The following is a 20,186-nucleotide window of genomic DNA, read 5'->3' on the forward strand; positions in this document are numbered from 1 at the left end:
GAAGGGTTCTCTTATGACTGTTTTCCTTCGCCGTAGCTGCGGTGCAGCTTTGGCCTATGCTGTTGCAACCAACGGCGCGTTTGCAGATGTTACCGCCAATGATGTCTGGGCCGATTGGCAGGCTTATCTGGGCGGCATGGGCTATGACGTCACTGGCGATCAGAGCGTTTCCGGCAACGTCACCACCATCGCGAACATGACGATGGCCATGGCCATTCCGGACACCGAAGGCACCTTCGACATGGTCATCCCCGAGATGACGTTGACCGAAAATGGCGACGGTACAGTCAATATCGGCTTTCCTGCCAGCTTCCCGATGACAATTTCGGGTGAAGCCGAGGGCGAGACATTTTCGGCTGATCTGATGTACGCTCACGACGCCTTGGAAATGGTCGTTTCGGGTACCCCCGAAAACATGACATATGACTATACGGCGAACAGCCTGACTCTGTCGATGGACTCGATGGAGTTTGATGGCGAAACCGTATCCAGCGACATGTTTGCCTTGAACGTTCAGATGAACGAAATCGCAGGCACATCGCAGATGCAGATCGGCGAGATGCGCGATATCGCGCAGCAGTTCACGGCCAGCAGCCTGTCCTATGATGTGGCCTTCAACGAGCCCGAAAGTGAAGACACGGGCCGGATCAGCGGTAAATTAGATGGTTTGAAATTTGATGGCGATACAATCATTCCACCCGGTATGGATGTCGCCAACATTGAAGACATCTACAAGGCCGGGTTCGCCGCTTCAGGTACATTCACATACGCCTCGGGCAGCACCGAAATGGCAGGCACTGCCGAGGGTGAGCCATTCTCGCTCAGCAGCAGTTCCGAAGGAGGCAGCTTTACCGGCAGCATCGATGCACAGCGCCTTGTCTACGATCTTGCGCAGAACAGCACCAAACTAGCCGTCACTACGTCGGATCTGCCTTTTCCAATCGAAATCGCGATGGCAAATGCAGGGCTGAAATTCGAGCTTCCGGTGCAGGCCTCGGAAGAAATCCAGCCATTTGGATTTGGCATGAACCTGACGGATTTCACCATGTCCGACGTGTTGTGGAGCATGTTCGACCCTGCTAGTGCGCTGCCGCGCGATCCGGCGACCATCGCGATGGATGCAACCGGCACCGCCAAAGTTTTGGTCGATTTCATGGACCCGGAAGCCGTCGAAGAGCTTGAGACATCTGATATCGTTCCGGGCGAACTGCATTCGCTGAAGATCAACAAGCTTCTCGTATCATTGGTCGGAGCCCAATTGAGCGGTGATGGCGACTTTGCGTTCGACAACTCCAACACGGAAGAGTTTGATGGCCTGCCTGCCCCGTCGGGTGTCGCCAACTTGAAACTTGTTGGGGCCAACGCTCTGCTGGACAAGCTGATCGGCATGGGCTTTGTGTCGGAAAACGACGCGCTGGGCGCGCGTATGATGATGGGTCTGATGGCTGTTCCGGGCGAAGAACCGGACACGTTGAACTCGAAAATCGAGTTTACCGAGGATGGACAGATTCTGGCCAACGGTCAGCGTATCAAGTGACAAACAAATCGGGAAAGGCCGCGGCGCTGGCCTTTCCCGCCCGAGGCACATAAAGCCAGTGGGCTGCAGGCCTTGCGGGACAGGCTATCCGAGGCTAGGTCCAGAACAACAAGACCGGAGGCCTCATGACGCGAACACCTCAAACAATCAGTGAAGAGCTGCTGAATGCAGCCCGCAAGGCAGGCGCCGAGGCAGCGGATGCCATAGTAATTGATGGCTCATCCGTTTCTGTGGAAGTACGTAGTGGCGCATTGGAACATGCCGAACGCTCGGAGGCGACCGATCTAGGGCTGCGGGTCTTCCTTGGTAAACAGCAGGCAATCGTATCCAGTTCGGATAGTCGCCCCGATACGCTTACCGCGATGGCCGAGCGCGCCGTGGCCATGGCACGGGAAGCGCCGGAAGATCCGTTCACCGGCTTGGCCGCGCCTGACCAATTGGTCGCCAACTGTAATATCGACGCGCTGGAGCTGTTTGACCCAGCCCCTGAACCCAGCGCTGAAGCTCTGATGCAGGATGCGCTGGCGGCAGAGGCAGCAGCGCTGGACGTTACGGGAGTCTCACAGGTGTCAGACGCTGCGGCCGCCTATGGTACCCACCGGGTCCATCTTGCCGCGACAAACGGCTTTTCGGGTGGCTACATGCGCAGCAGCCGTTCAACCTCATGCGTCGCCATTTCCGGCGAAGGGACGGGAATGGAGCGTGACTATGACGGTGACAGCCGGACTTTTCAGTCTGACCTGCGCAGCCCCGCCGAGATTGGTCGCACGGCTGGTGAACGTGCGGTTCAGATCGTGGGAGCACGCAAGCCCCAGACCGGCAGTTTTCCGGTGGTGTTCGACGAACGGATTTCATCATCCCTGATCGGCCATCTGCTGGCCGCCAGCAATGGCGCGGCGATAGCCCGCGGGGCCTCATGGCTGAAGGAAAGCCTTGGGCAACAGGTTCTACCGGCACATTTGTCTTTGATTGAAGACCCGTATCGCCCGCGCATTTCGGGCTCGCGCCCGTTCGATGCCGAAGGGCTGGCAACACGGCGCAGGGCGATCGTTGAAGATGGCGTTCTGACCGGTTGGACGTTAGACCTGTCCAGCGCCCGCAAATTGGGAATGACCTCGACCGGCAACGCAGCGCGCGGCGTATCCGGGCCGCCGTCGCCTAGCAACTGGAACCTGAGCCTGACGCAAGGCGAGAAGACCCGCGCCGAGTTGTTGCGCGACATGGGTACCGGGCTTTTGGTCACTTCGATGATCGGATCGACCATCAATCCGAATACCGGCGACTATTCACGCGGCGCTTCGGGATTTTGGGTTGAGAACGGCGAGATCACCCATCCCGTCAACGAGTGTACCATCGCTGGCAATCTTCGCGACATGCTGATGCGAATCATTCCGGCAAACGATGCGCGGCCTTACCTATCGCGCGTTGTACCCTCGCTGTTGATCGAAGGGATGACACTTGCCGGCAACTGACCTGCCCCTGCTGATCGACGCTGCGCTTGAGGCCGGAAAGATCGCCACGCGCTATTCGGGTCCTGATGCCCAGCGCTGGGATAAACCCGAAGGCGCAGGCCCGGTGACCGAGGCCGATCTGGCCGTCAACGCGATGCTCGAACGTGATCTGCAGGCGGCCCGACCGGATTATGGCTGGCTGAGTGAAGAGACCGAGGATTCCCCCGACCGTCTGACGTGTGATCGGGTCTTCGTCATCGATCCCATCGACGGCACCCGCAGTTTTGCCGAGGGGTCACGCACATGGGCCCATTCGCTGGCCGTAACCGAGAACGGTGAGGTCACGGCAGCCGTCATCTACCTGCCCTTACGTGATCTGCTGTATGCGGCTGCAAAAAGGCAAGGTGCAACGTTGAATGGCACTGCCATCCAAGTGTCAGGGCAAGCGCACCTGCCCGAAGCCGAGATTTTGGCGGCAAAACCCAATCTAGATCCGCGCCACTGGCAATCCGGTGCTGCACCTGACTTTCGCCGTGTATACCGCCCGTCTCTGGCCTATCGGATGGCGCTGGTTGCGCAGGGACGGTTTGACGGGATGCTGACGTTGCGACCCAGTTGGGAATGGGATATCGCCGCCGGAGATCTGATCCTGCGCGAGGCAGGCGGGCTCTGTACTGATCGTTTGGGGCAACCTCTGCGCTTCAACAATACCCACCCGCGCCTGAACGGCGTGGTGGCGGCAGGTTCAGCGGTGCATTCGGACCTTCAGACCCGACTTAACCCGAATGGGGCCGGAATTCCGGCATGAGCAAGCCGCGATCTCTGAGCCTTGCGGCCTATCGAGTCCTGTCCTGGGGCGTCCCGCAAAGCACGGGTCACCCCGAGATTGCGCGCCCGGAAGGTGAACTTCTGTGGGTCCATGTCAGTACACCCGATCGGTTGCGGGCCGTCGACAATATTTGCCGTCGGCTGCTGTCTGTGCGACCAGAACTTTCGCTGTTGCTGACCGCCCCACCCGATGTTGATCTGAAGGACTGGGAAGATTGCGATACCCCGATCACAATGCTGCCCGCCGAGCATACCGGCGCGGCGCGCACGTTCTTGGATCACTGGCGCCCTGATATGGGGCTGTGGTTTGGCGGTGGGCTGATGCCCAATGTCATAACACGCGCACAGGAGCGGGGCATTCCGCTAATTTTGCTTGAGGCTGTGGTGGACGTGAAAACCGCAAGGGGTGGACGTTGGCTACCTGATATCACGCGATACACGCTGGATTGCTTTACAGCGATACTTGCGCCCAATGATGACAGCGCACGCCAAATCCGACGCCTGGGAGTGAACTCGGCAAAAATCTCGGTCGCGCCACCACTTCATATCAGCCCCAACCCAGAGCCCTGGCCCGAAGATGAATTGATCGAGACCACTCACACAATGGCCGGGCGCCCAGTTTGGCTGGCCGCATGGGTTCAGGACAAGGAATTCATCTCGGTTCTGACGGCCCATCGTCAGGCCTTGCGGATGCTGCCACGTCTGGCTTTGGTCCTGCATGTGGCGGATATGTCCGAGGCATCGCCCTTGTTTAAACGCCTCGAAGCGATGGACCTTCGATGCGCCAACTGGGATGAAGGCCATCCAATCGAAGACACCACACAAGTGATTCTAACAGCCGAGCCCGAGGATCTGGGCCTTTGGCATCGTGTATCCGCAGTTACCTTCATGGGAAGTTCACTGGAACGCGGGGCGCGGGGGCACGACCCTCTGACCGCAGTCGCCTTGGGATCTGCGGTAATCCATGGGCCTCATGTCAGCAAGCATCGCAGTCTCTATGACAGATTGGGGCAGGCAAAAGCCGCGTTGAAGATACGAACCGCAACAGAGTTGGGCGATGGCGTTGTCGAATTGTTGGCACCTGACCGCACAGCAGACATGGCATTGGCTGGATGGCGGATTGTCACCGAAGGGGCTCCACAGGCGGATCAACTGATCGATATGGTACAGGATACACTGGACCGGCGAGGGCGTGACGATGCGGGCACCTGACTTCTGGAACTCAGCCCCTGATCAGTTGGATCTGCGCGCCAGGCTGTTGGCGCCGCTTGGTCGCCTCTATGCCGCTGCAACCGCCCGTCGCCTGGCGAGCAGGCAAGGCATCTCGCCGGGCGTACCGGTTATCTGCGTTGGCAACCTGAATGCCGGTGGCACAGGGAAGACACCGACGGTGATCTGGGTTTTAGAATATTTGAGGGATACCTGGCATCAACCTCATGTTGTGACCAAAGGCCATGGTGGCTCGCTGGAAGGCCCGGTGCAGGTCGACCCGCGCAAACACACAGCGGCTCAGGTCGGGGACGAACCCTTGTTGCTCGCCGCGTTTGCCGAGGTCTGGGTCGCCAAAGATCGTGCAGCAGGCGCGCAGGCAGCCGCAGCGGCAGGGGCGACCGCGATCGTGCTGGACGACGGTTTTCAGAACCCCGCAGTTGCCAAGGATTTTTCCATCATCGTGGTGGATGCGCAGCGCGGATTTGGCAATGGCCTTTGCCTTCCTGCTGGTCCACTGCGAGAGCCTGTGGCCGTTGGATTGAAACGTGCCGATCTCGTGTTGTCGCTTGGGGACGCCGCAGCGCAGTCAACATTTTCAGAAAGATGGGAACCTGCCCTGACGGTCCCACACGCCACCGGCGAGGTGTGTCCGCTCCAAACCGGAATGGACTGGAACAATACACCCGTTCTGGCCTTTGCGGGCATAGGCTATCCGGACAAGTTCTTTGGAACTCTGCGACAGCAAGGCGCTAAACTGCTGCGGGCCGAGGCACTGGATGATCACCAACCGCTGACTTCAGCGCTGATGACGCGGCTTGAGAACGAGGCCAAAGCACTGGGCGCGCAACTGGTGACAACCGAGAAAGACGCCGTGCGCCTGCCCGCCACTTTCCGCAGCAAAGTTCTGACCCTACCGGTTCGGTTGCAAATCAATCAGGATGACAAAGTCAAAGAGTTGTTGGCGAAGGCCGCGCCTTCACCTTAGGCAGATGGCCAGCCCAAAACAGGCTGACCATTCAGGATTTAGCTGCCAAGCTCGGCTTCGATCAGCGTCTTGAAGTCGTCATACGGCTGATTTTCAACCTTCTTCCCATTCACGACGAAAGTAGGCGTCGCCTGAATTCCATCGCGTTCGGCATTTTCCTGATACCAGGCCACCAGTGTCTGCGCGCGGGTACCGTCCTGCAGGCAAGCCTCAAGCTGATCATTGTCTATGCCAGCGAGACGCCCGATCTTGCGCAGTTCATCAACGATCTCGGCAGGACCTCCGGCCCGAGTCCATTCCGACTGGCCTTCATACAGCAGGTCGGTGATGCCAAAGAACTTTTCAGGTCCTGCACAGCGCGCGACCATCGAGGCCCACAGGCCATAGCGGTCGAAATACACCTCACGGTAAGTGAACTTTACCTTGCCGGTATCGATGAAGTCCTTTTTGAGCTGCTTGTACGCGCCCTGATGGAAATTCGCGCAATGCGGGCAGGTGTACGATGCATATTCGATGATCTCGACTGGCGCGTCTTCGGCCCCCTGCACCATCTCGACGATGGTCGAGGTGTCCAAATCCGCCTCTTGCGCCTCAGCAGCACCAACAAGCGGGTTCGAAGGGATCGTGTTACTCGACGTTGTCAGCCAATAGCCGCCAGCGGCCACGGCGACAGCCGCACATATTACGGTTGCAATCCGGCTCATTCATCAGCCCTTTCTTAGCGTTTCTGTCTGGATAAAACGTTGCGGCCCAAACGTTCAAGGGCCGCGCGCAAATCTTCATCATCAATCGCGCGCGACACATTGTCGGCCTCAGCTGCGATTTCTGGTGAAACAACCGGTTTCGTCTGTTTCGGTTTGTGATCGAAACTCGCCTGCCCCTCAGCAAATCCGGTAGGCGCGGTCTGGGTGATACGCACCCGATTGATCGCGTTGTAACCATAGACCGCATTCACTTTGTCGCGCAGCTGTTCTTTCTGCATCTCCAGCATTGGCGCCTGCGGCCCGGTGGTCAGCACCGTCAGTGTCGCGCCAAAGCCACCCTTGGCGTATCCCACATTCACCGGCCGGGCGATCGACGCGATGTCCTGGCCCACAATCTCGGCCCAATGGATCAAAAGGCGCGAGACGGCAAATCCCCGGCTTTCCCCGGCCTGCCTGATCCGGTCGTTCAGCAAAGTGGCGGTGCGCTTGAACCCGCGGGTCGAGGAACGTCTGCGTTGCATCTGGTTTCCAACTCCTGCGCCGCTATTGTAATAGGCTGATAACCGGACGCCAGTGAAACCCGACAGAGAGTTACATAAAACTTGCGTGACTGCACCAAATCTGACCTGAGCAATACGCTGCTGGATTGGTACGACCGCTACGCACGTGAAATGCCGTGGCGTATCGGCCCGGCAGCGCGTGCCGCAGGCGTAGCACCAGACCCCTACCGCGTCTGGCTATCCGAAGTGATGCTGCAACAAACGACCGTTGCCGCTGTTCGCGACTATTTTGTTCGTTTCACCACGCGCTGGCCAACCGTCGAAGCCCTTGCCAATGCGCAAGATGATCAGGTCATGGGGGAATGGGCTGGCCTGGGCTATTACGCCCGCGCCCGCAACCTTCTGAAATGCGCGCGGGTGGTTGCGTCCGCGCATGACGGGCAGTTTCCCAACAATTACGATGCACTACTGGAACTGCCGGGCGTTGGCCCCTACACGGCGGCGGCCATCGCAGCCATCGCATTTGATCGACCAGAAACTGTCCTGGACGGCAATGTCGAACGGGTCATGGCAAGGCTCTATGATATTCACGAACCCCTGCCCGCCTCAAAACCCCTGTTAAAGAAAAAAGCCGCGGCATTGACCCCGCAGCACCGGCCCGGAGATTACGCGCAGGCTGTCATGGATTTGGGTGCAACGATCTGTACTCCAAAATCTCCGACCTGCGGTATTTGCCCCCTGCATGCGGCTTGTCTGGCGCGGAAGGCGAGGACGCAGGTGGAACTGCCGCAAAAAACGCCCAAGAAGCCCAAACCCACCCGGCTGGGCCACATCTACATCGCCCAACGCGGAGATGGTGCCCTGCTGTTGGAACGCCGCCCCGATAAGGGTCTGCTGGGCGGAATGTTGGGCTGGCCCGGCTCGGACTGGTCCGAAACACCGCTGGAAAGCCCTCCGTTCCCGGCGCGATGGCACGAAATCCCCGGTGAAGTGAGACACACCTTCACCCACTTTCACCTGATCCTGCGTATTTGGACAACCGAATTGCCAGACGGTTGCGATCCGAACGGTCTGACTGTCATGGACAAACACCAATTCAGGCCCAGCGACCTGCCCACGGTTATGCGCAAGGCTTTTGACCTCTGGCGCGGCCAATAGACTGCTGGGCAAAGCCCAGTGCGCGGTCTACGGTGCCGCCAACGTTTCGGAGCCTCAACATGATCGCATCTGACACCCTGTCCCGCTGGCAATCCGCCCTTCCCTTTTGGGTCTCATATCTCCTGATCCCACTGATCTGGATGACCACCACGGCAGGCGGATGGTGGGTCCTGCTGGTACCGCTTTCGACATGGTGGGTCTTTGCGGTGCTTGACCGGCTGACCGGCCTAAACCTTGAAAACGCCGACCCGGATACGCCAGATACGGGGCTGCAATGGTATATCTGGCTGACCAAAGCCTGGGCGCCTGTGCAATTCCTCACGCTCTATGGGCTGATCTGGTACACTACCCGAGCCGTAGATATGAGCTCGGTCGAAAAAATCGGCGTGTTCTTCGGCATGGGCGTCCTTTCCGGAACGATCGGGATCAACTACAGCCACGAGCTGATGCATCAGAAAGGCAAACTGGAACGCTGGCTGGGCGATTTCCTGTTGTCGATGGTCCTTTATTCCCATTTCCGGTCCGAGCACCTGCTGGTTCACCACCGCTACGTCGGAACTCCGCGTGATCCGGTAACCGCTCGCTACAACGAAGGTTTCCACCGGTTCTATCCGCGCGTTCTGCGCCAAAGCCTCATCTCAGCCTTTCGCGCCGAGCGGGAAAAACTGGCCCGCAAAGACCGCCCGTGGACCGACCCGGCAAACCCGTTCTGGCGCTATTGGAGCCTGCAAGGAGCCATACTGCTGCTAGCATTTCTGATCGGCGGATGGGCAGGGCTAGGCCTGTTTTTGGTACAGGCCGGCACCGCGATCTGGCAGCTTGAACTCGTCAACTATGTCGAACATTACGGGCTGACGCGCAAATATCTGGGCGATGGCAAGTACGAGCATGTGCACCCGCGCCATTCCTGGAACGCGTCACAAAAGGCTTCAAACTGGCTGTTGATCAACCTGCAACGCCACTCGGACCACCACTACAAGCCAAACCGCCGCTTTCCACTGCTGCAACACCATTCGCAGGATGCAGCGCCGCAACTGCCTCATGGATATCCGGTCATGACCCTTGCCGCGATGATTCCGCCCTTGTGGCGGCGTATCATGAATCCGAGGGTCCGCGCATGGCGGCGTCAATACTATCCCGAAATCACCAACTGGAAGCCTTACAACAAAGCGCACAACCCTGCCCCTCGCACCTGACTGCAGCGCGCTGCCCGGCCCAACGGGAAGGATCGCATCTTTGATGCGCTGCTGACAGGCGGGAGCCCTGGTTGCTACAGCACCCAGACATCCATCGGGGCTGTAACACCGCGAACAGGCTGGTCCGAGTGCTGTGCAAACCCGGTCATCATGTCTTGCGCATTTGGCGTCTCGCTTAGGGCCTGAGACCGCAATGCATCACTGACAATGATGCGCGCTTGAAAATCGCGCGTCAGGGCCTCTAGCTTCGCGGCAACATTCACCGCATCGCCGATCACTGCAAATTCCAGCCGGTTTGCACCGATATCCCCCAGTACGACCGAGCCATAATGAACCCCGACCCCGATCCGAATCTCTGGCTCACCCGCGCGCTTGCGCTCCAAATTCCAACGGTCGATCATCTCGACCATGGACCGCGCGCATGCCAGCGCATTGCTTGCATCCAGTTCTCCGGGTACGGGGGTTCCAAACGTGGCCATCAGCCCATCGCCCAAGTATTTGTCGAGTGTTCCGTGATGGCGAAACACCTCGGTCTCCATTCGGGCGTGGAAACCACGCAAAACTTCAATAACCTCATATGGATCACGGCCAGCCGAAAACTTGGTGAAGCCAACGATGTCGATAAATAGAACCGCGATATCCTCTTTGCGGACCTGCTTCAGAGGTTCGTCGTTCTGGCTCAGCTCATCCACCACATTCGGCGAAAAGTATCGAGACAGATTAGCACGTTCACGTTCAAGCCCAGCATTGGACATCAGCAAGCGATTGAGGCGGCGCATCGACACCCCAAGCGTCACTGCGACCATGACAAAAACGATCACCTGCTGGATACGTAAGGTTGGCATGAAACTGTTGGGATCCATGAACTCGGCCACATCCGGGTAGCCTGACAAAGCCTCGGCCACACGCTCGCTAATCCCGGGGATCGGGGTGGCGACCCACCAAGCGATCACCCATCCAGCCGTCCACATCATCGCCGTCCACGAACCGATCGCAATGACAGTGCGCCAGGAATAGGCAAGCGTCCCTGCTGCCAGGATAATGAAGAAATACTGAAAATTGTCGAACCGATACTGCATCGCCAGTGGTCGCACATCGTCGCTGAACGGGTTGGGCACAATCATCCCCAGCGTCATGATCAGCAGATCAACGAAGATCAAAAGCAACTCGGTCCGGGATTGCCCCACACGACCCGCGCGTTGGATCAGCCAACCATTGGCGCAGATCAGAAGCAGGATGAAATGGTACCATAGGACCTCCCACTGGGGATTCAGATAGATTAGCAACAGCCCGGTCAACGCCATCGCGATCCAGCGTGCACGAACAGCCAGTTCAAGCCCCTCTCGCTTGTGTCGTTCCAGTGCTGCCTCGGTATATTTGTTGTCCAGATCGAAGTTGTCCGGTTGCGTAACAAAGAACCGGCTAAGGCGGGATTGACTGGCGGTGGTCTCGGTCATTGCCTTTATCTCCCAAAAGGGCTGTCAGGGGCTGCCCTATGCAATCATCTCACAGGCAAAAACAAAAGACCCCGCCGGTAACGGCGGGGCAAGGCGTAGTGCCTTGTGTCAGGCCACAGGCACCGGCGGTATTCAGTTATGCAATTCGGCCCTGATCTGCTGACGCAACACGTCGATGGGCACGGTTTTGCCATCGCGTTTGAAGCACCAATAGGTCCAGCCGTTACAAGACGGTGCATTTTCCAGATGCGCGCCAACCTGATGGATTGAACCTTTGACGTTCTGCCCTACCAGAGTCCCGTCGGCGCGGACCTTGGCTTTATGGCGTTGGTTCATCGAATACAGTTCCTCACCCGGGCGCAGCATGCCGCGTTCGACCAATTGGCCGAAGGGCACGCGCGGCTCAGCGCGCTTGCTGGCGCTGACTTCCAACGCTTCGCGGTCAAACTTACGGACCTTTGAGATACGCTTTTCAGCCACCTTGCGATAACTTTCTTCGCGCTCGATCCCAATGAACTCACGCCCCAGCATTTTCGCTACAGCACCTGTGGTGCCCGTGCCAAAGAACGGATCCAGCACCACGTCACCGGGATTGGTCGAGCCAATCAGGACACGATGCAGCAGTGATTCCGGTTTCTGTGTCGGATGCGCTTTGTCGCCGTTTTCGTCCTTGAGCCGTTCATGCCCGGTGCAGATCGGCAGTACCCAATCGCTGCGCATCTGCACGCCTTCGTTCAGCGCTTTCAGTGCTTCGTAGTTGAAAGTGTACTTGGCCCCCTCACGCTTGGACGCCCAGATCATTGTCTCATGTGCGTTGGTAAATCGCTTGCCACGGAAGTTTGGCATCGGGTTGGACTTACGCCACACAACGTCGTTCAGAATCCAATAGCCCGCATCCTGCAGGGCGGAACCCACGCGGAAAATGTTGTGATAAGACCCAATCACCCAGATCGCACCATTGGGCTTCAGCAGACGATGCGCAGCCTTCAACCATTCCCGCGTGAACTGGTCATAAGCCCCAAAGCTGCTGAACTGATCCCAGTGATCATCGACCGCATCGACCTGAGAATTATCGGGCCGGTGCAATTGACCTTTCAACTGCAAATTATACGGGGGGTCCGCAAAAATCAGGTCAACCGACGCCTCGGGCAGACTGTTCATCGCCTCGATGCAGTCACCGGATAGAATCGTGTTTAAAGGGAGCGCGGCTGCGCCCTTTGTCTTGATTGTGGTCATATCACTGCCTCAGTTCCACGGCGCTTTTGCGCTCATTTGGTTGAGACAAGGATGAGTCAAAGATGATTCGCCGTCAATTTCTTTTTTGAATCAGCGACTTACGATTTACTCTTGATACAAGATATTGTGGACCGGTTTGAACGAACGTCTATGGTGTGGGGTCACGCCAAGATTTTGCAACGCCTCGCGGTGCTGTTTTGTCGGATATCCGGCATTCGCCTCCCACCCATAGCCGGGATGCTGTTGCGCCAAATCCACCATCAGCTGATCACGCCAGATTTTTGCAATGATCGACGCTGCCGAAATCGACACCGACCGTGCGTCGCCCTTCACCACCGCCTGCGAAGGCAATTTCATACCGCGCGGGATCATGTTGCCATCAATCAGCAAGAAATCCGGAGCCGGGTCCAGCGCAGCTACCGCGCGTACCATCGCCAGATGCGAGGCGCGCAGGATGTTGTGCTGATCGATCTCTGCAACCGTGGCTTCGGCCACCGCGACCTCTGCCCGGTCGCGCAATATCTCATCCAAACCGCCGCGACGCTTGGCCGTCAGTTTTTTTGAATCGTTCAACCCAGCGGGAATGTCATCCGGGTTCAAAATAACCGCTGCGGCTACAACCGGGCCAGCCAGCGGACCGCGCCCAACCTCATCCACCCCGGCAATTCGGACATATCCGCGTGCCAGCAAAGCCCGTTCGAGTTCATAATCAGGTGTCGTCATACCCTTGGCAAATCGCGTTTCGTAGCGCTTCGCAAGAAAAAAGAGAGGGCAGCTTGCGCCACCCTCTCCCGCGCGGCGCTTCTATGGCGCCACTCCTGCTCGAAACCTGTTACTGGTAAACGACGCGGTATCCTTTCTGGCGCAGGCAGGCGGGTTCGTATGCCCGTTTTACCTTTTTACCATTCCAGAAACCAACCTTGCATTGGTGTGGCAGGCTATCGGCATGTTTATAGTACTTCTTCAGGCAATTCGGCCCAAGCAGCGGACGCTTGTTCGAATAGGCATTGAACGTGCGCAGGCAACGCTGCGGTAGGTCATACCGCGCCACCCGCTTTGGCAATGGGCGTACAGCATGTTTTTTCTTGGCCTTCTTCGCCTTCTTCGCCTTGGCTTCAGCCTGCTTGTGACGCTTGCGGCGCTCTGTCTCTTCGTCGCGCTTTTTCTCCTGATGATAGTGGTTGACCGCAGCACCAATGAGCGCGATCGCAGCCAATCCGCCGAGAATATCTCGGGTATCTGCCGCCCGTGCCTGCGACGCTGAGATCCCCGTAATGGCGACGGCGGTTGCTATGATCAGAGCGATAAATTTCCGGTGCATGATGCGTGTCCTTTCGGATAATGGGCAGGCCGGTTACCGACCGCGGAATTGATAACCTGACACTGCGACCACCCCGTTCAGACAAGCAATAACGGCATACTGTTATTCAATATCAGCACCACAAACCCCCTGAGGTTATTGAATATCCACCCAACCCATGCGCAGGATGCAGCCCATGAAACAGATCCTCTCTTCTCTGGCTCTGACGGCCCTGATATCGGTTGGGTCGCAAGCCATCGCGGCAGATTGCTATGCCGACTACAAGGCCAAGCAGGACAATCCCTTACGCCTGCACTATGGCGTCATGCAGGTCTCAAGCTGCGATAAAGGCTCGGCCCAGAAAGAAGTCGCCAAGCGGCTGAAATCAAACGGCTGGACCCTGCTGAACGTGATGACCGTTTTCGAGGCGGGTGGATTGGATCAAAGGAAGGCCAATGCCGGAAAATACTATCTCCGTTACTGAGGCGCGTCGTTCGGGGGTTCGGCTGGTTGGTCTGGGGATTGCGGCAATCGTCGCGATCCTGGTGACTGCAGCGGTTTTCCTGTTCTGGACGCTACCGGACGCAAATGCCTTCAACGCGCGGGTTGAACGGCTATTTGTCGAGGCTGACCTGACCTCGCAATCGGAAATCCGTCTGCTCGAGATTCTGGCGCAATCGGGCACCGCCTTTGCCGATACGCTATCCAGCTATCGAATGGTCATCTTCGTGCTGTTGGTCTTTGCCAGCGCCATGCTGATCACCGCGCTTGTTTTTCTGGTCATGCTGGTTCTGCTGAACCGCCGCATGGCCCAGATTGAGCGGACGGGGATCCAGGTAACATCCCTGCTGATCAGCCGTGAAGAGAATACCGTTTATCTCAACAACATGGATTTTAAGTTGACCCCCGCCGCGATGGAAACGCTTTCGGTTCTGGCTGAATCCCGGCTGGATGACGAGGTCCTGTCGGGTGCCCAGATCGAAGCGATGATCTCGGGCAGAAACGCTGCAGATTGCGATGAGGCCGCCGGGGCAACCCGGATCAAACGCCTGCGCGACGCCTTGGGAAATCAGATGGTCAGTGAGCTGCTGGTGAAGAACATCGCCAAGAAGGGCTATATGCTATCGATTGAGAAAGACGTTATTCAAATGGTCTGAGGATGCCATTGCGGTAAAATCTACGTGCGCATCTTGGAATTCTCGCCCTCAAGACCCATGATATAAGGGCTTGGCCAAGGGAGGTTGCAGATGAACGTCCATGCCACACCGAATGTCAAAGGCTATGGGATATCAGTTGAGCCGCTGCAGGGACGGATCGCGATCTACCGTGGTGATATACTGCTGGCCGAAAGCCACAACGCCAAAGTGATGTACGAAACGCGGCTACCTCCCGCGATCTATGTTCCGCGCGAAGACCTGTGCGTCGAACTCAGCCCTGAGACCGAATTGCAGACGTTCTGCCCCTTCAAGGGTACCGCAACCTATCACGACATTAGCCTACCGGAAGAGCGCCTTACGAACTCGATTTGGGCTTATGAAGACGCCTTCCCTGAAAGCGCGGCCATTCAGGGCCATATTGGATTCATGCCGGATACCGCGACGCGGATCGACCTCGGCGACAACCAACTGCGTCAACCCGACGATGGCAATATCAGCGGCCCCCTGATCGATTGGCTGATGCGCGGTGCGTCCGAAATTAACACTCCTGATGCCTTTACAAAAACGCTGGCCGAGAAAATGCTGGAACATGGCATCGCTATTCAACGCCTAAGCATTCTGGTCTGGTCGCTGCATCCGCTGATCGCAGGCAAACACTATATCTGGGAGAAAGACTCGGCTGAGATTTCGACCCACACTCCGACCTATGAAATTCATGATCACCCTGCCTTTACCAATAGCCCTCTGCGTCACGTTTCAAACGGGTTGGGTGGAGTCCGCCAGCGCCTGAACAACGACAATCCGCATAACAGCTTTCCGATCATCGAAGACCTGCGCGCAAAAGGGGCCACCGATTACGTTGCCATGCCACTGCCTTTCTCGGATGGGCGGACGAATGTCCTGACCCTGACTTGCGATCATCCCGATGGGTTCACGACCGAGAACCTGGGTCTGGTTTTTGAATGCTCTACTGTCATCGCGCGGTTCTACGAGGTCTTCATGCAGCGCGAAAACGCGCAGGTTCTGCTGGAAACCTATGTAGGCAAGCGCAGCGGTGCGCGCGTTCTGGGGGGCGAGATTCGCCGCGGTGATGGCGATGACATAGATGCGGCGATCATGTTTTGCGATCTTCGAAATTCAACCGCATTGGAAGAAAAACTGGGGCGTGATGACTATATTGAGCTACTGAATGCGTTTTTTGAGACAGTTTCAGGGATCGTGCACGACCATGACGGAGAAGTTCTGAAATTCATCGGCGACGCTGTTCTTGCCGTCTTCCCGGCGGGTGACGATGCCGCCAAAGCCCGATCCAGCGCGCAGCTTTCGGCAACTGAGATCGTCGAAAAACTGGGTGAATTGCGCAGTGACGGAAGTGATCATGATTTCGACTGCTCGATTGGTGTCGCCTATGGCCGCGTCACCTATGGCAATGTGGGCTCACGCGAACGGTTGGACTTTACCGTGATCGGTCAGGCCGCCAATGTCGCTGCCAGATTGGGCGAATATGGCAAAACCGTCGGACATAGAATTGTTGTCTCGCAAGATATCGAACCTGTTTGCAAACAGGCGATCCCTTTAGGGGCGATCAAGCTGCACAACGTCTCGCAACCGATCAAATCATTTGCCCTGCAAACCTCAGCCGATGCCTGATTTGACAGTTTACTTCGCAAGAGTTGAACCTCAAATTGTGCCACTCACTATCTCGGATCGGTCAACCTATGGCCTTGCGCGAGAAACCGTACACACCGTGTCTGGTTGACATCAATGGTTCAAAAACCACCGCCCAGCAGGATCAGAGCCGTCTGCGCAGGTGAGATCGTCTGTTGGATTTGATTGATCTGATTGCGGGCCAGATACGTGTCGGTCAGCTTTTCGATTGCCTCACTTTCAGTGAACTGCGCCAGATCGGATGAACCCGTAATGCGCTGCAATCGATCTTTAAAAACCTCAAGCTGCTTGTCGATATCCAGTTGCGCAAATGCTGATGGCAGGCCCAATGCAGTTTCCATCATACTGCGCAAGGGGGGCAGCCCCATCAGATCAAACCACCGTCTGTCCTCACTGCCACTTTGCGCGGCAAGATCGCGTAATGCATGCTGGGTATATAACGCGATACGCATCGATTCATCTGCTTCACCAATCGAGATTTCAAACCGAGCAATCAAGTTGTCGTTGGCGATCTTTTCCATGGCACGGACCGAACCTATCTTGCGCACATCGCCGGGACCAAGTCCAAAGGCGTTGGCAAAATCTCGGTACCTGCCGTCGGCCAGCCTGTTCGCAAGTGCATCGTCGGCCTGCGTTCCATCCGACAAGATTTTTTGGATAAAATACCGATTGTCGAGATCACCTTCCAAGCCAAACGCACCCAATGCCACCTGCAACAACCGTCGGTCCGAAACCAGATCCTCGGCCGTCTGGACCTTGCCGATATTGTCTAGAAAATACCTTGAGTCCCGTTCGTTGATCCCCGAGGTGGAATAGCTTTGAAGCTGCGCATCATAAGTACGCTGCAAAAAGCGCCAGCCAACCAGCCCACCTGATGGTATGACCGGCTGAAAGGTCACTGCTGATATGCCATCAGACGTTCTTCGCGCGGCAACAGTGAACGCAAAGCCTTCAAACACTTATAATATTGCTCTGCCACTAACGCTTCAGTTGCGTTGGCCAGGACCCGGCGACTGTCGGCATCCGTGAAAACCTGGCTCAGCTCTTCCACGCGCCGCAGAAGTTGCTGGCGCGCCTGCTCAGGTTCGGTATCGCCTGACAGAACCAACTGCGCGGCATAGCAGACACGGCGTACCGGCGTGTTGACCTCTTCCGGGTGAATGGCATCGCGCAGGCGCAGGACATTTGCCTGAGGTGTCATGATCGAAAACCGACTGCGTCGATCCCCGTTTTCGATTACAACACCATTGATCAGAACCCGTTCCTTTGGGGCAAGTTTCAGGACCAGACCCCCCATCAGTTGCCCCTCATATGACGTAGCCCGCGCAACACGGCCATGTTGATCTCAAGCAGCGGCTCAACGGTCGCCTTGTTCGCCAGCACCTGGCTGCTGTGTTGTTCGGTAAACTCAGCCAAATAGAAAATCCGCGCCCGCAGGTTGCTCGGCAGCCCGTTATCCGCATCCGCCACATCGGTTGCCAGCACAGTCCACAGGCGGCGATTTTCGTGCAAGGCTTGAACGAACCCTCCGAAATCAGCCGCTTTCCGTGTGGAAGCAGCCTTCAACCGATGTGTAATCCTGGAAATCGCCTCATACTCTGTATCCCGAGGTGTTCGCGTCGGTGCGGCAGATTGCGCATAAGCGCGTTGGGCGAGCGTTTGGGGTGTCACTTGAAATCCTTCCAATTGTCCGTCAGCGGGCAGTTAAGCCCGGGGCACGGCGCGCGCGCCCCGGAGAAGTTTCATGTTTAACGGAACAGTGACAGGATGGACTGTGGCGCCTGGTTCGCGATCGATAGCGATTGTGTCGCCAGCTGTTGCTGGACCTGCAGCGCTTGCAGTCTGGCCGAGGTTTCTTCCATGTCAGCGTCAACCAACGAGCCGATACCGGATTTGAACGAGTCAGACAGGTTCGAGATGAACTCTTTCTGGGTCTCGATCCGACCCTGCGCCGAACCAAAAGCCGCCGAGGCATCAATCGCAGTATCGATTAGGCCTTCGATCGCGCCAAGCGCTGCGGATGCGCCGGCAGAAGTCGACACATCAATCGAGGCCAGAGCGCCTAGACCGCCAGAGTTGGCGTTGGCATATTGACCGCTGATCTGCAGCGAATCTGAACCTTCGTTGGTGATATCGAGCTGTGCAGCGTTCGTGCCCGGATCATAGACGACCGAAACATTGGCATCCGAAGCTTCGATGGCAGCTTTCAGCCCCGCAGCGATGATCTCTTCGGGCGCGTTGCCTGCGGCGATATCCTCAGCCCGGACTGTATAAGACGCGACATCGTCGCCCAGTCGGACCGTGAAAGTATCACCAGCGGACAATGTGCCCGGATCAGCGATCACGATGCTTCCATCATCATCGCTTCCGCCGTTTCCATCCAACGAAAATCCGAATGCGTCGGCCGTATCCGCAGTGACCCCGTCAGTTCCAGTGAACACGTCGGCAGCAGTGTAACCACCTGTCGACAGGTTTTGCGCCGATACGCTAATGGAAGACGCTGTCACGTTGCCTGCATTGTCTCGATCCAAAGAGGACAGAATGCTTGCGCCAGCCCCACCGTTCACCAGATTGAGGCCATTGAACTGGGCAGCGCCGACAACCGATTCGATCTGATCCCTAAGCGCGGCCACATCGGTGTTGATCTTAGCACGATCAACGTTGTCTTCTTGCGCCGCAACGATCTTGCCTTTCATCTGGTTCAGCAGATCCGTCACAGTTTCTGAGGCGTTTCGAGCAACTGCGACAGTGGATTCACCCAAGGCCAGGCTGTCCTTGATCGCATTGAAGCCGTTGACGTCTGATTCCATCACCTTTGAGATGGCCCAGACAGCCGAGTTATCCTTGGCTGTAGCCACATCCTTGCCGGTCGAGATCGCGTTTTGCGTCTGTGCGAGGTTCTTGTTGACCGATTTGAGAGTTTGCAGCGCAACCATTGCGCCATTGTTCGTCAGAATGCTGGACATATTTGTCATCCTCTTAGCGTTCGGGCGCGTTTGACGCCCATGTTGGACCCACCAAACCGGCAGGCATTCTGTCGTTCTGACCTGTGCGTCTTGCCTTGTGGCCTTCGCGCCACCCGTTGTTTCAGGTGCATCGCCACATTTGCCCCCGATCTCCTAACGGAGTGCTAAGACGGGCAAATCCGAAATCTCGAATTTGAATCAAACCTGATGCTATGCCCGTTTTTCCAGCTTTGCCCGCGATCGCAAGGCAAACCCACTACGCTGCCCCGAGGCGTCATAAGTACTGAACTCCTGCCGGACCTGTTTCAGTTCCGCCATTCGGTCCGCCACAGCCCGAATACCCTCGGCCGCACTGTTCAAAAGGGCTTGATTGCGCACGACCTTCTTCTGGATCAGGATCAGATCATCGCTTTCCAACACCTGCAGATCATTTATTGCATCGATCAGATTCTCTTTTTCAGGCACCAATCGATCCAGATCGGTCAAATCCCCCTGGACCAGGGCTGTGCGCTCCAGATCCAAAAGGTCTTCCAGTGCCTGAATCGGATCTTTATCCATCGGACTTCTCCATCATTGCATTGAACAAAATTTCGGAAAGGCCGATTCCACCTGCCTTTGCCATTTGCTGTGCCTGCTGTTGCACCAGAAACGAAGCAAACTGATCTTCGCCTGCGCCACCGCCAAAGGAACTTCGTGTTTGGCCGAGGCCTGCAGACTTGAGCATTTCAGCCAGAAAAGCGGCTTCCAGCTCAACAGAGGCGGCTTTCATTTTCTGTGGAATCTGGGCGGAATGCATGGTCGCACTGATAGATGTAATCGTCATCGGATTCT

General features: G+C 57.0%; 22 protein-coding genes. 10 read left to right on the forward strand and 12 right to left on the reverse strand.

Going from position 1 to position 20,186, the window contains the following annotated elements:
• Positions 1–13: 13 nt before the first annotated feature.
• The 5 genes from ACR0L9_RS08845 to lpxK all read left to right on the forward strand — a co-directional run bounded on the left by ACR0L9_RS08845 (position 14) and on the right by lpxK (position 6,013).
• Positions 14–1,537 carry a DUF2125 domain-containing protein gene (locus ACR0L9_RS08845; protein WP_480562299.1) on the forward strand — a complete coding sequence of 508 codons (1,524 nt, stop codon included), beginning with the start codon at positions 14–16 and terminating at the stop codon, positions 1,535–1,537.
• Between the two features lie 125 nt (positions 1,538–1,662).
• Positions 1,663–3,009, forward strand: coding sequence for a TldD/PmbA family protein (locus tag ACR0L9_RS08850; RefSeq protein WP_170508915.1), 1,347 nt, complete (start codon positions 1,663–1,665; stop codon positions 3,007–3,009).
• Complete coding sequence (locus ACR0L9_RS08855; protein ID WP_480895444.1) at positions 2,996–3,796, forward strand: 3'(2'),5'-bisphosphate nucleotidase CysQ; 801 nt, start codon at positions 2,996–2,998, stop codon at positions 3,794–3,796. The genes ACR0L9_RS08850 and ACR0L9_RS08855 overlap by 14 nt, the downstream gene beginning before the upstream one ends.
• Complete coding sequence (locus ACR0L9_RS08860; RefSeq protein WP_170425876.1) at positions 3,793–5,028, forward strand: glycosyltransferase N-terminal domain-containing protein; 1,236 nt, start codon at positions 3,793–3,795, stop codon at positions 5,026–5,028. Before ACR0L9_RS08855 ends, ACR0L9_RS08860 begins: the two co-directional genes overlap by 4 nt.
• A complete protein-coding gene (gene lpxK / locus ACR0L9_RS08865) occupies positions 5,015–6,013 on the forward strand; it encodes a tetraacyldisaccharide 4'-kinase (RefSeq protein ID WP_170818405.1) in 999 nt (332 codons plus the stop codon). The genes ACR0L9_RS08860 and lpxK overlap by 14 nt, the downstream gene beginning before the upstream one ends.
• Positions 6,014–6,051: 38 nt before the next feature.
• On the opposite strand, the gene ACR0L9_RS08870 is transcribed toward lpxK, so the two are convergent.
• Complete coding sequence (locus ACR0L9_RS08870; RefSeq protein WP_170398926.1) at positions 6,052–6,717, reverse strand: DsbA family protein; 666 nt, start codon at positions 6,715–6,717, stop codon at positions 6,052–6,054.
• Positions 6,718–6,731: 14 nt separating this feature from the next.
• Positions 6,732–7,238: a DUF721 domain-containing protein gene (locus ACR0L9_RS08875; RefSeq protein ID WP_480895445.1), complete on the reverse strand. Its 507-nt coding sequence runs from the start codon at positions 7,236–7,238 to the stop codon at positions 6,732–6,734.
• 81 nt (positions 7,239–7,319) lie between these two features.
• Here ACR0L9_RS08875 and mutY point away from each other — a divergent pair, with 81 nt between their 5' ends.
• A complete protein-coding gene (mutY, locus tag ACR0L9_RS08880) occupies positions 7,320–8,375 on the forward strand; it encodes an A/G-specific adenine glycosylase (protein WP_480895446.1) in 1,056 nt (351 codons plus the stop codon).
• 59 nt (positions 8,376–8,434) lie between these two features.
• Complete coding sequence (locus ACR0L9_RS08885; protein WP_480895447.1) at positions 8,435–9,571, forward strand: alkane 1-monooxygenase; 1,137 nt, start codon at positions 8,435–8,437, stop codon at positions 9,569–9,571.
• Between the two features lie 74 nt (positions 9,572–9,645).
• On the opposite strand, the gene ACR0L9_RS08890 is transcribed toward ACR0L9_RS08885, so the two are convergent.
• The 4 genes from ACR0L9_RS08890 to ACR0L9_RS08905 form a co-directional block, all read right to left on the reverse strand.
• Positions 9,646–11,028, reverse strand: a complete 1,383-nt coding sequence (locus tag ACR0L9_RS08890; RefSeq protein WP_170398937.1) for an adenylate/guanylate cyclase domain-containing protein — start codon at positions 11,026–11,028, stop codon at positions 9,646–9,648.
• Positions 11,029–11,160: 132 nt separating this feature from the next.
• Entirely contained in the window at positions 11,161–12,264 is a 1,104-nt protein-coding gene (locus ACR0L9_RS08895; protein ID WP_170398940.1) for a site-specific DNA-methyltransferase, read from the reverse strand.
• 105 nt (positions 12,265–12,369) lie between these two features.
• Positions 12,370–12,987 carry a ribonuclease HII gene (locus ACR0L9_RS08900; RefSeq protein ID WP_170465546.1) on the reverse strand — a complete coding sequence of 206 codons (618 nt, stop codon included), beginning with the start codon at positions 12,985–12,987 and terminating at the stop codon, positions 12,370–12,372.
• Positions 12,988–13,096: 109 nt separating this feature from the next.
• On the reverse strand, positions 13,097–13,585 hold the full coding sequence (locus tag ACR0L9_RS08905; protein WP_170818403.1) for a hypothetical protein: 489 nt from the start codon (positions 13,583–13,585) through the stop codon (positions 13,097–13,099).
• Between the two features lie 175 nt (positions 13,586–13,760).
• On the opposite strand from ACR0L9_RS08905, the gene ACR0L9_RS08910 reads away from it, so the two are divergent.
• From ACR0L9_RS08910 to ACR0L9_RS08920, 3 genes are all read left to right on the forward strand, one after another.
• Positions 13,761–14,048, forward strand: coding sequence for a hypothetical protein (locus tag ACR0L9_RS08910; RefSeq protein ID WP_480895448.1), 288 nt, complete (start codon positions 13,761–13,763; stop codon positions 14,046–14,048).
• Positions 14,020–14,721 (forward strand): winged helix-turn-helix domain-containing protein, encoded by a 702-nt coding sequence (locus ACR0L9_RS08915; protein WP_170398951.1) that lies wholly within the window; start codon positions 14,020–14,022, stop codon positions 14,719–14,721. Before ACR0L9_RS08910 ends, ACR0L9_RS08915 begins: the two co-directional genes overlap by 29 nt.
• Before the next feature lie 90 nt (positions 14,722–14,811).
• Complete coding sequence (locus tag ACR0L9_RS08920) at positions 14,812–16,371, forward strand: DUF427 domain-containing protein (protein ID WP_170398954.1); 1,560 nt, start codon at positions 14,812–14,814, stop codon at positions 16,369–16,371.
• Between the two features lie 119 nt (positions 16,372–16,490).
• Here ACR0L9_RS08920 and ACR0L9_RS08925 read toward each other — a convergent pair whose 3' ends face one another.
• From ACR0L9_RS08925 to ACR0L9_RS08950, 6 genes are all read right to left on the reverse strand, one after another.
• Positions 16,491–17,288: a DUF1217 domain-containing protein gene (locus tag ACR0L9_RS08925; RefSeq protein ID WP_480762976.1), complete on the reverse strand. Its 798-nt coding sequence runs from the start codon at positions 17,286–17,288 to the stop codon at positions 16,491–16,493.
• The gene (gene flbT, locus ACR0L9_RS08930) at positions 17,285–17,686 is read right to left on the reverse strand and encodes a flagellar biosynthesis repressor FlbT (protein WP_170398959.1); all 402 of its coding nucleotides are present in this window, start codon (positions 17,684–17,686) and stop codon (positions 17,285–17,287) included. Before flbT ends, ACR0L9_RS08925 begins: the two co-directional genes overlap by 4 nt.
• A complete protein-coding gene (gene flaF, locus ACR0L9_RS08935; protein WP_480762975.1) occupies positions 17,686–18,060 on the reverse strand; it encodes a flagellar biosynthesis regulator FlaF in 375 nt (124 codons plus the stop codon). Before flaF ends, flbT begins: the two co-directional genes overlap by 1 nt.
• A gap of 77 nt (positions 18,061–18,137) precedes the next feature.
• Positions 18,138–19,355, reverse strand: coding sequence for a flagellin N-terminal helical domain-containing protein (locus ACR0L9_RS08940; protein ID WP_170406757.1), 1,218 nt, complete (start codon positions 19,353–19,355; stop codon positions 18,138–18,140).
• 210 nt (positions 19,356–19,565) lie between these two features.
• Positions 19,566–19,913 carry a flagellar biosynthesis protein FlgN gene (locus tag ACR0L9_RS08945; RefSeq protein WP_480895449.1) on the reverse strand — a complete coding sequence of 116 codons (348 nt, stop codon included), beginning with the start codon at positions 19,911–19,913 and terminating at the stop codon, positions 19,566–19,568.
• Positions 19,906–20,178 (reverse strand): rod-binding protein, encoded by a 273-nt coding sequence (locus ACR0L9_RS08950; protein WP_480895450.1) that lies wholly within the window; start codon positions 20,176–20,178, stop codon positions 19,906–19,908. Before ACR0L9_RS08950 ends, ACR0L9_RS08945 begins: the two co-directional genes overlap by 8 nt.
• Positions 20,179–20,186: the final 8 nt, after the last annotated feature.

It is taken from the genome of Ruegeria sp. I3 (assembly GCF_056532525.1).